General features: G+C 64.4%; 8 protein-coding genes. 7 read left to right on the top strand and 1 reads right to left on the bottom strand.

Annotation, left to right across the window (positions count from 1 at the left end; all coding sequences use genetic code 11):
- Positions 1-3 precede the first annotated feature (3 nt).
- The 7 genes from ABWL39_RS12140 (at position 4) to ABWL39_RS12110 (ending at position 9,063) form a co-directional block, all read left to right on the top strand.
- On the top strand, positions 4-1,188 hold the full coding sequence (locus ABWL39_RS12140; protein ID WP_367791175.1) for a hypothetical protein: 1,185 nt from the start codon (positions 4-6) through the stop codon (positions 1,186-1,188).
- A complete protein-coding gene (locus tag ABWL39_RS12135) occupies positions 1,181-2,107 on the top strand; it encodes an AAC(3) family N-acetyltransferase (RefSeq protein WP_367791172.1) in 927 nt (308 codons plus the stop codon). The genes ABWL39_RS12140 and ABWL39_RS12135 overlap by 8 nt, the downstream gene beginning before the upstream one ends.
- Before the next feature lie 37 nt (positions 2,108-2,144).
- On the top strand, positions 2,145-3,548 hold the full coding sequence (locus ABWL39_RS12130) for a lipopolysaccharide biosynthesis protein (RefSeq protein ID WP_367791169.1): 1,404 nt from the start codon (positions 2,145-2,147) through the stop codon (positions 3,546-3,548).
- 105 nt (positions 3,549-3,653) lie between these two features.
- Positions 3,654-5,387: an asparagine synthase-related protein gene (locus tag ABWL39_RS12125; protein WP_367791166.1), complete on the top strand. Its 1,734-nt coding sequence runs from the start codon at positions 3,654-3,656 to the stop codon at positions 5,385-5,387.
- A gap of 2 nt (positions 5,388-5,389) precedes the next feature.
- Positions 5,390-6,706, top strand: coding sequence for an acyltransferase family protein (locus tag ABWL39_RS12120; protein ID WP_367791163.1), 1,317 nt, complete (start codon positions 5,390-5,392; stop codon positions 6,704-6,706).
- 49 nt (positions 6,707-6,755) lie between these two features.
- On the top strand, positions 6,756-8,054 hold the full coding sequence (locus ABWL39_RS12115; protein ID WP_367791160.1) for a putative O-glycosylation ligase, exosortase A system-associated: 1,299 nt from the start codon (positions 6,756-6,758) through the stop codon (positions 8,052-8,054).
- A gap of 46 nt (positions 8,055-8,100) precedes the next feature.
- Positions 8,101-9,063, top strand: a complete 963-nt coding sequence (locus ABWL39_RS12110; protein WP_367791157.1) for a polysaccharide deacetylase family protein — start codon at positions 8,101-8,103, stop codon at positions 9,061-9,063.
- 22 nt (positions 9,064-9,085) lie between these two features.
- Here the strand turns inward: ABWL39_RS12110 and ABWL39_RS12105 are convergent, their stop codons facing one another.
- Positions 9,086-10,927, bottom strand: coding sequence for an asparagine synthetase B (locus ABWL39_RS12105; RefSeq protein WP_367791154.1), 1,842 nt, complete (start codon positions 10,925-10,927; stop codon positions 9,086-9,088).
- Positions 10,928-10,943: the final 16 nt, after the last annotated feature.

Genomic DNA, 10,943 nt, shown 5'->3' with positions numbered 1-10,943 from the left:
ACCATGTTGACGGCCGCGAAGACAAAGCTGCGCGAATGGCGCGAACAAATGCAGTTGCCCGAGGCGGCCAAGGCTGAAATGGCGCGTGACCAGGCCGGCCTGCCGCAGGCCGATCCCGGCATCGAGCCGGTGGTGCATGCGGCCATCGGCTGGCTCAAGCGTGCCCAGGACCAATCGGCCTCGCACGATGGCGGCGTGGCGCGCGACTTCAGCCTGACCAAGGGATGGGCGGTGTCCTACCCCGAGACCACCGGCTACATCATCCCGACCATGATCGACTACGCCAACCGCTACGGCGATGACGACGCGCGCCAGCGCGCGCGGCACATGATCGACTGGCTGGTGGCGATCCAGTTTCCCGAGGGCGGCTTCATGGGCGGGCGCATCAATGCCGATGTGCGCGTCCCAGTGACCTTCAACACCGGGCAGATCCTGCTCGGGCTCGCGGCGGGCGTGGTCGAGTTCGGCGATGTCTATCGCGAGCCGATGCGCCGAGCGGCCGACTGGCTGCGTGACTCGCTCGATCCGGACGGCTGCTGGCGCAAGCATGCGACACCGTTTGCCGAGGCCGGCGACAAGACCTATGAAACCCACGTGGCCTGGGGCCTGTTCGAAGCCGCCCGCATCGATGCCGATCGCGGCTATGCCGAGGCCGCGCTCAGGCAGAACCGCTGGGCGCTGACGCAGCAGCAAGCCAACGGCTGGCTCGCCAACTGCTGCTTGAGCAATCCGCACCGCCCGCTGACACATACGCTCGGTTACGCCTTGCGTGGTTTCATGGAGGCTCACCGCTTCAGCGGCGACAGCGACATCCTGGCTCGCGCCATCAAGACCGCCGATGGCCTGATGACGGCGCTGCGCGACGACGGCTATCTGCCCGGCGCGCTGAACCCCGACTGGTCCTCGTCGGCGAACTGGTCCTGCCTCACCGGCGAGGTGCAGATCGCGCACAGCTGGCTGATGCTGTATGAGATCACCGGCGACAGGAAGTATTTCGACGCCGCCGCGCTCGCCAACCGTTTCGTGCGCCGCACGATCCGCATCGACGGCCCGGCGGACATGCGTGGCGCGGTCAAGGGCTCGTTCCCGGTGCAGGGGGCCTATGGCGCCTTCCAGTACTTGAACTGGGCGCCCAAGTTCATGATCGATGCCAACCTGCTCGAACTGGACGTGCGTCGCCGTGGCTAATCCGCTTGCTAGCCTCAAGGCTGCCGTCAAATCGGTGCTCGCGGCCGTCAACGCGCGCCGCCGCCATGCGCAGATCAAGGCCGAGGCGCCGCACATCACCAAGGCCGAGATCACGCGCGGCCTGCGCGAGATGGGCATCGTGCCCGGCGACGTGGTCATGCTGCATTCTTCGCTGAAGAGCCTGGGCTATGTCGACGGCGGCCCGCGTGCCGTGCTCGAGGCGATCTACGATGCGGTATCGCCCGGCGGTACGCTGGTAGTGCCGACCTACTATCTGCCGGGCGGCACGATCTACTCGACCTGCCAGATGAGCGATTATGTGTTCGACCCGCGCGTGCATGGTTCCAACCTTGGTGCCCTGCCCGATACCTTCATCAGGATGCCGGGGGTCGAGCGCAGCATTCACCCGACCCATTCCGTTTCGGCACTCGGCCCCAAGGCCGCCTACATCGTGGGTGACCATCACAAGGCCGCGTCGATCTTCGGCGAGGGATCGCCGTGGGCGCGCAGCCTCGAGCTCAATGCCAAGGTGCTCGGGCTGGGCATCTCGATGGGGCCGGTGACCTTCTATCACGTGCTCGAAGATCGCCTGCTCGACAAGTTCCCGCTGCCGGTGCGCATGACGGAAACCTATCGCCTCAAGTGTCGCGACTGGCAGGGACAACTGATCGAGGTGCCGGTCACGCCGCTCGACCTGGCCTATGTGCCGCGTCGTATCGACAACAAGTCGCGAGCCGACCTGCGCGAATTCTTCTACCAGGACTTCCTCAAGGCCGGCATCCTGCATCCGGGCAAGGTTGGCGAGGCGCGCTCCTGGTACGTGCCGGCGCAGGATTTCTATATCCGCCTCGAGTATCTGGCCGAGCGGGGCATCACCATCTACGCCGAGCCCGCAGAGCTGGCCGCATTCCAAGGGTAGCCCAGTGCAGGCAACACGCAGTTCCATCGTTTCATCGTTGCGCTGGATTTCCATCGCCAAACTGTCGGGCCAGGTACTCAACTGGGGCATGACCTTCGTCGTGCTGCGGCTGCTGGTGCCCGACGACTATGGCCTGATGGCCATGGCGACGGTGTTTGTCTCGTTCATGTACATGTTCGCCGACCTCGGACTCGGCGTCGCCGTGATCCAGGCGCGCGACTGTCCCAAGGAGCGGCTGGCCGAAGTGTTCGGCGCGATGCTGCTGCTCAACGTATCGTTGTGCCTCTTGCTGATGCTGGCGGCGCCGCTGATCTCGCAGTTTTTCAACGAGCCACGGCTGACCGCGGTGCTGCGTGTGCTGTCGCTGCAGTTCGTGCTCGGCGCGCTGGCCTCGATCCCGCGGGCGATGCTGCAACGCGAGATGCACTTCAAGGTGTTCTCGATGATCGAGGTGTCGGGCGCGCTGGTCTCGGGGCTCACCACCATCGTCATGGCCTGGCTCGGCTACGGTGTCTGGGCATTGGTCGGCGGCACGCTGGCATCCACGATCTGGAGCGGCGTGTGGGTGAACCTCGCCGCACCGCTGCGTGTCTGGCCGCGCTTCACCTTCGCCGAGAGCCGGCAGCTGCTGGCCATCGGCGGCAACGTGACACTGAGCCGCGTGATGTGGTTCTTCATGTCGCAGGCCGATGTCTTCATCGTCGGCAAGGTGCTCGGCAAGGAGGCGCTCGGCTTCTACTCGGTCGCGATCCAGCTGTCGGCGATGCCAATGAACAAGGTGATGACGATCATCAATCAGGTTGCCTTGACCGGTTTCGCGCGCATCCAGGACGACAAGGAGACCGTCATCCGCAGCATCGTGGCTGGTGTGGGGGTGATTTCCTTCATTGCCTTTCCGCTGTTCTGGGGCATGTCCAGCGTCGCGCAGGAAATCGTCGCGGTCGTGCTCGGTGCCAAATGGTCCCAGGCTGCGCTGCCCTTGCAATTGATCCCACTGATCATCCCCTTGCGCATGCTCGGTAGTTACATGTCTACGGCGGTGCAGGGCATTGGTCGTCCCGATATCGATGTGCGCAACACCTTCCAGGGCATGCTGCTGATGCCGCCGGCTTTCTATGTCGGCTGCCTGTTCGGCCTGCCCGGCGTTTCCATCGCCTGGCTGCTGGTGGTGCCCTTGTTGTTCGTCGGCAATATGAAGCGCTTGCTGGAGGCTGCCGGCGTTCCCTTGCAGGATTTCTACGCGAATTTGAAGCTGCCGCTGGCGATCTCCTTGGGCATGTATGCCATGGTGGCGCTGATACGCTATCTGCTGCCGCTGGATGTTGGTGCGGTGGTGTCGCTGGTGCTGTTGGTGGCGACTGGCGCGACGGCCTATGCGGGCACGTTCTGGGTAGTCGGTCGGGAGCGTTTCTTGAATGTATTGCGGGTCGTGCGTGGTTAAATCGATGGATAGGCGGAGGAACATGAAGGATCGAAACGACTGGCGCCGTGCAAGCGTGTCGCCGCTGTGTCTGGCGCGGACAAGTCCATGCCACGGGGTGTCGGCATGACGATCTTTGCGGGCATCGTGTCGCGTCGCCCTGGGCGACCTATCCCTGAGCCGGCCCGGCGCGAGCTGAGCGAGCTGCTGTCGCGCCATCCGGGCGAGCAGGTGATGACGCGCGTCGGCGCGGACTGGCTGCTGGCCAAGGTCGATATCGGCGCCTATGGCCATGCCGGCATCGTCGATGGCGAGCAGGGCGACGTCAGCCTGCTCGCGGGTGACCCGATCTATCTCGAACGGCATGACGGGCGCCATGCGGATCTGCAGGCCCTGCATCGGGACTGGCAGTCTGGCGACTGGTCGTCGCTGCGTGAATGCCGCGGCACCTTCGCAGCAGCCCATTTCGACCCCGCCAGCCGGCGCCTGCACCTGGTCGCGGACAAGCTCGGCGTGCGTCCTGTCTACTATTGGGCCAACGATGACTGGGTGGTGTTCTCCACCGCGTTCCGCGTGCTTGAACGGCTGTCGCTGGTGGAACGCCGCATCGATCTGCGTGGCGTGACCGAGAAGGCATGCTTCACCTTCCCGCTGGCGGACCGCACCATTTTCGAGGGCGTCCATACGATTGCTGCCGGCGAGGTGGTCAGCTTCGATGACGGCCGTATCGACCATATACGCTACTGGCGCTGGGACGAGCTGCCGGCGCTGGATCTGCCGCAGGACGAGCTGGCCGCCACGCTGTATGCGCGTTTCAAGGACGCCGTTGCGCGCCGCTTGCGGGGTGACAGGACGGCATTGTCCTTCCTCTCCGGCGGGCTCGATTCACGTGCGATCGTGGCGGTGCTGAGCGATGTCGGCGCGCATATCCATACGCTCAATTTCGCGCCAGTCGGCACGCAAGACGAGCTGTTCGGCGCCGAGATCGCCAAGCGTCTGGGGACTCGGCATCTGGCCCTGCCGCAGCGCAGCGAGGCATTCGGCGAGCAGCAGCGCCGGATCTTCGATCTCTGGCACGACTCGCTGCAGGCTGGCGAGGCCGAGCCCGAGCACCCGCGCCTGATCTGGTCCGGCGATGGTGGCAGTGTGGGCGTGGGGCACGTCTACCTGACGCCCGAGATGGTGCAGATGGCGCGCCAGGGCAAACTGCGCGAGGCAGCCCAGGCCTTTCTCGACAAGCAGCATCTGGCCGTGCCGCGATCCGTTCTCAAGCGCGATGCGGTGGCCAGGCTGGCCGATTTGCCGGTGCAGGGCATCGTCGACGAGGTCAATACGCAGCATTGCGCCGACCGAGGGCGGGCACTGCACCTGTTCCTCATGAACAATGATCAGCGTCGCCATCTGGCCGATCATTTCGAGAATATCGACGTGCGCCGCATCGAGTTGCACCTGCCGTTCTTCGATGCGCATTTCATGGCGGGCATCCTGGCTTCGCCGATCGATGGCTTCCTGCGCCATCGCTTCTACAACCTGTGGCTCGGCCAGTTTCCCGCCGCCGCGCGCGAAGTGCCGTGGCAGAGCTACCCCGGCCATGAAGCATGCCCATTGCCGATGCCCGAGGGGCTGCGCTACCAGTGGCGTGATGTGTTCTCGGACGACGTGGTGGCCGAGCGCCGCCGCAAGGTGGTCGAGGAGGGGCTTGAACTGTTGCGCAGTGCGCCGTTTCCGTCGCATGTCATCGACAGGCTCAAGCTGCGCCTGATGCTGTGGGCCATGAAATGGGGTGTGCGCGATACCGCTTACGTCGTCAGCTTCGTGCGCCCCTATGTGCGTTGCTGGCAACACTGCCAGCCCCGTTGAGCATGACCCACGCCGGGCCCCGCGTTCGCCCAGCACCGGCCCATATCGCGGCGGTCGATGCCGGACGTGGGCTGGCGGCCAGCTATGTGGTGCTCGCGCATGTGTTCCAGATACTTGGCTACAAGTATTCATTGAGCGGCTGGCCACTGCTCGTCGACATGGCCAGCGCCTATGCGCACCAGGCAGTGCTGTTCTTTTTCCTGCTGTCGGGCTTCAGCATCCACTACGCTAGCCTCGACCGGCCGCTCGATACCTGGGCTGGCGTCCGCCTCTACTATTACCTGCGTCTGCGCCGGGTGGTGCCGATCTTCTTCGTGGTGGTCGCCGGGTTGCTGGCCGTGCTGTGGCTGGGCAAGTGGCTGGCCCTGCCCGGCTACGACGAGAAATGGCAGGCCTGGGGCTGGCGCGACGTGATCTATTCGCTGCTGTTCCTGACTGATCGTGCCGGCACCTGCGGGCGCATCGCGACGGTGCTGCCGAGCGATCCGCCGTTCTGGTCGCTGTCCTATGAGATGTTCTACTACCTGATATATCCGTTTTTCTGGCTGCTGGCGCGGCGTTTCACGATCGGCGGCGCGGTGCTCGCCGGCGCTATCGCCAGTGTGGCGGCAATTTTCTTCGATGGGTGGCAATGTCACCATGTATTCAACGTATTACAACTGTATTATGTCTGGTGTCTTGGGGCGTGGGTGGCCGATGTCAGGCGGCACGGCATGCGCCTGGCCTGGCCCCGTTGGCTGATGTATGCGCAGGTGTTCCTGGCGGCAGCTGCCGGCTGGACGGTGGCGGAGTCGGCCTGGCTGCGCTGGGAAGAGCCGCTCTGGGTGGCCGCGCTGTTTCCGCTGCTGGCCCTGTCCGTGGCCGGCTGGGGTGAGATCAGCCGCCGGCAGGCCATGCTCGCGTCGCTCGCCATGGTGCTCGGGCTGGCCGCGGTGCTGGGGATTGCATCGGTGAAGGCGGTATCGCATGACATGGCGATGTTCTGCTGGCGTGTGCTGTTGCTGGCGGCCATCGTGCTGCTATGGGTGTGGTCGGACGGCCTGGCCTGGCGGCAGCGGGCCAGGGGGGGCTTGATACGGCTGTTCCTGCCCCTGGGGGCGGTGTCTTATGCGCTGTACCTCGTGCACTACCCGGCGCTGGCATGGGCCCGCGCCGTGACGGAAAAACTGCATTGGCCGGTATCGGCGGCGCTGCTGTGCCTGCCGCCGGTGCTGGCATTGGCGTGGGGGCTGGAGCTGCGCTTGCAGCCACGCGCCGTGGCCTGGCTCGAGCGCTTGCGCAAGGGCCGGCGAGGTGACTTGGTCTCCGCCCCGAGATAGGGATCGGTCAAACGGTCCGGTTTATATGAGTACTTGAGTAGCGATCAACATGCGCGATTATGCCCTGCTAGCCTTCATTCTTGGTTCCATCCCCATGGTGTTCCAACGCCCCTGGGTGGGGGCGTTGTTGTGGGCATGGATCAGCCTGATGAACCCGCACCGCTTTACCTGGGGCATCGCCTACGACTTTCCGGTTGCCGTGGTGGTGGGCGGGGCAACGTTGCTGGCGACGGTGCTCCGTAACAAGGAAGTGCATGCGCCCAAGTTTTCGGCGGCGCTGGCGGTCTGGATGCTCTTCCTGCTCTGGATGTGCATCACCCTGCCGTTCTCGTTCTACCCCAATGTGGTCATGGACATGTGGAGCAAGGTCATGAAGATCATGCTGATGCTGTTCGTGACCATCCTGCTGGTGCATGAGAAAAAGCACATCGAATGGCTGATCTGGGTGGTGACGCTGTCCATCGGTCTGCTTGGCCTCAAGGGCGGCATCTTTACCCTGACCAGCGGCGGCGATTTCAAGGTATGGGGGCCGGCAGGCTCGTTTATCGAAGGCAATAACGAGATGGGCTTGGCGCTCATCGTCGTCATCCCACTCGCTTACTACCTGCATGAGCAGGTGCACGACAGGCGGATCAAATGGGGACTGCTCGCCGTGATGGGAGCAAGCGCCATCTCGGCACTCGGCACGCAGTCGCGCGGCGCGTTTCTGGCCATCGTGGCGATGGCCACCTTTCTCTGGCTCAAGAGCAGTCGAAAACTCATCGTGGGGCTGGCGATCACGCTGGCTGCGCCGGCCATGCTGATCTTTATGCCCGATGCCTGGCACGCGCGCATGGATACCATCAACAACTATCAGGAAGACGGTTCGGCCATGGGGCGCATCAACGCGTGGATCATGGCCTACCGGCTGGCTTGCGACAACTTCTTTGGCGGCGGCTTCCAGATCTATGACGGCGCAACGTTTGCCCGCTATGCGCCCGACCCGAGCGATATCCATGCCGCGCACAGTATCTATTTCCAGATACTGGGAGAGCACGGCTTCGTCGGGCTGGGCTTGTTCATCTTGCTGGGGATCATGATCTGGCGGCTCGCCTCGCGCCTGATCAAGACGACCAAGGATGATGCCGATCTGGCATGGATCACCATGTTCGCCCGTATGGCACAGGTGAGCCTGGCCGGTTTCGCGGTCGGCGGTGCCTTCCTGAGCCTGGCTTACTTCGACCTGCCTTACTACCTCCTCGTCATCCTCTCCTGCATGGACCGCTGGCTGGCCCGCGAGCGCGCGCTGCAGCCCGTCTGGCATGAAGCGCGGCGGCCGATGAGGTCGGCGCGGGCAAGGCCGGTGTGAGGCGGGGCGCGGCAATGAACAATCAACTGCGGGACAAGGTGTGCACGTGCTGGGCCTGATCAACCGATTGGCGGGAGGCGATGGCATCAAACATGGCCTCAACATCCTTATCTATCATCGCGTGCTGCCCACGGCAGACCCGCTGTTTCCGGGCGAGGTAACGGCCGAGCGTTTCGAATGGCAGATGCGGCTGCTCGCCCGCCACTTCAACGTGCTGCCGCTGCAAGAGGCCGTATCGTGCCTGGCGTCGGGTACCTTGCCGCGTGCGGCGGCGGCGATCACCTTCGACGATGGCTATGCCGACAACCTGACGGTAGCGCTGCCCATCCTGCAGCGCTACCGCCTACCGGCCACCGTGTTCGTCGCAACGGCCTATCTCGATGGTGGCATCATGTGGAACGACCGCGTGATCCACGCCATGCGCACGGTGCCGGCCGGCCACCTGGACCTGCAGTCATGCGGCCTCGGCGTCCATGAGGTTGGCGATCTGGCGTCGCGTCAGGCCGCGATCCGCGACCTGCTCGGCAAGCTCAAGTATCTCGAATGGCAGGCACGCGAGGACCGCGTAAACCAGTTGGTCGATGCACTGCGGATCACCCAGCCAACTGACATGATGCTGACCACGCCGCAACTCAAGCAGCTGGCTGCGGCAACGGGGGTGGACATCGGCGGGCACACGCGCACCCATCCTATCCTGTCCCGGCTTGATGTGGCCTCCGCGCGGGCGGAGATCGCGGATGGCCGCGCCGAGCTCGAGGCGATCGTCGGCTATCGGCCGCGCTTGTTTGCCTATCCCAATGGCGGGCCGAATCAGGACTATGCCGCCGAACATGCGGCCATCGTGCGTGAACTCGGCTTCGATGCCGCCGTGTCGACGGCCTGGGGTGCGGCCCGCCCAGGGGCGGACCTGTTCCAGCTGCCGCGTTTCACCCCCTGGGATTTGCAGCCGTTGAAGTTTTCCCTGAGGCTGGCGTCGAACTATCGACGCGACAACTACGCGCTGGCCTGACCAGCACGCGGTCAGGCCAGGCTCAGCGGCTGGTGCGCTGCTCGCGCAACCACTGCGATAGCATCATCAATATCCACACCATCGTGCCATAGTAGCCGGGGTGTTCCCTGAGCTTGCTCATGACCTCGTCGATGAAGTCCGGCGCCACGATGCCATGCGGCTTCAGATCGGTCAGGCTGTCCTGCACCAATTGCTGCAGCCCGGCGTGCTTCTGCAGCCAAGGACCGAAGGGCAGGCCAAAACCGTGCTTCTCCTTGGTGATGATGTCGTCCGGCAGGAAGCCGCGTAGCGCCTCCTTGAAGAACCAGCGCAGCTGCTGGCCCTTGAGCTTCCAACCCGGCTCGAGCGATAGCGAGAAGGCGGTCAGCTTGTCATGCAGCATGGGGTAGGCGATATCGACGCCGGCCAGCTCGCAGGCGAGGTTGACCTTGACCAGATCGTTGTCGGCCAGCGTGTACTTGAAGTCGAGCGCGAGCATCTGATTGACCATGTCACGGGCGTGGGCCTGGTTCCAGGTGTGCTTGAGCATCGTCAGCGGCTGCGCCGGGTCGATGCGCGACAGGAAATCGCGCGTCAGCACCTTGTCCGCGCCGAAACGCTCGAGCAGGTTGTAGCTCTCGAGCCGTGCCGGCATCGGCGTCTTGGCCTGTTCGATATAGCTGCGTGCCTTGCGGATGACGGGGATGGCCTGCGGCAGATTGAAAGCGAGCGGCTCGATCAGGCCGTTGCGCAGCCCGCCCGGCACGCGCTCATAGATCGCGAACACCTGTTGCTTGGCATAGCGGGCATTGCCGCCGAACAGCTCGTCGCCGCCATCGCCGCCGAGCATGCGCTCGACACCGTCCTGGCGCGCCATGCGGGCGCAGTAGTAGCCCGGCACGGCGGATGCGTTGCCGAACGGCTGGTCGCTGATCGCCGCGATCTTGGGGATGGCATCGACCACGTCGTCCGGCGTCACATAGTATTCGGTGTGCCGCGTCTTGAAGTGGCTCGATGCAAGCCGGGCAAAGGCCATTTCGTCGTAGCCCTCGGCCTCGAAGCCGATCGAGTAAGTGCGTGCCGGTTTGCCCGAGACATCGGTCAACATGCCGGCAATGGTCGAGCTGTCGGTGCCGCCGGACAGGAAGCAACCGGTCTCCGCTTCCAGGCTTGCTTCGCGCACGCTCTCGCGCATCAGGCTGATGAAGCTTTCCTTCTGCTCGACGAAGCCGCGTGCCTGGCTCTCGACGAAAACCGGCTCCCAGTAACGCGCGATGTGCACCTTGCCGTCGCGCCATTCGAGGTATTCCCCGTTCTGCAGGCGGCGCATGTCGCGGTAAACCATGTCCGGGCCGGGGATCATGTGGAAATACAGATAGTGGTAGATCGCCTGCGGGTCGAGCTCACCCGTCACGCCGGGGTGCTGGCGCAGGGCGCGCGCGTGACTCGCAAACACCAGCCCATCGTCGAGCTCCGCATAGCAGAGGTTGTGCGAGGCGAAGCGGTCGGTGGCGAGCAATGCGCGCTGGCGGATCGTGTCGACCAGCGCCAAGGCAAAGCCGCCGGCCACATGCTTGAGAATCTCGGTGCCGAGCTTGGCATAGCCTTCCGCCAGGGCCGCCGCGATGCCGTGGCGCATTTCCAGCGAATGCCAGGTGGGCGAGGTCATGCGCGGATGGCCGACCACGATGGCCATGACACCGCCGTCGTGATGGATCACGGGGGCATGCTTCAGCAGCGCGCCGCCGACGGCGGCGCCGGCATCGAGCGCCAGGGCTGGCCGTGCGCCGTCGAAGCGCGTGAGCTCGGACAGCATGCGATCGAGCGTGTCGCGTGCCGTTTGCGGATCGGCATGATGGCCGACCCAACCGCAAAGTCCACTCATATCGTGTCTTTAAACC

It is taken from the genome of Chitinivorax sp. PXF-14, assembly GCF_040812015.1.
Taxonomy (GTDB): Bacteria; Pseudomonadota; Gammaproteobacteria; order Burkholderiales; family SCOH01; genus JBFNXJ01.
The sequence above is the reverse complement of the archived record's forward strand: the minus strand, read 5'-3'. Positions and strand labels throughout refer to the sequence as shown.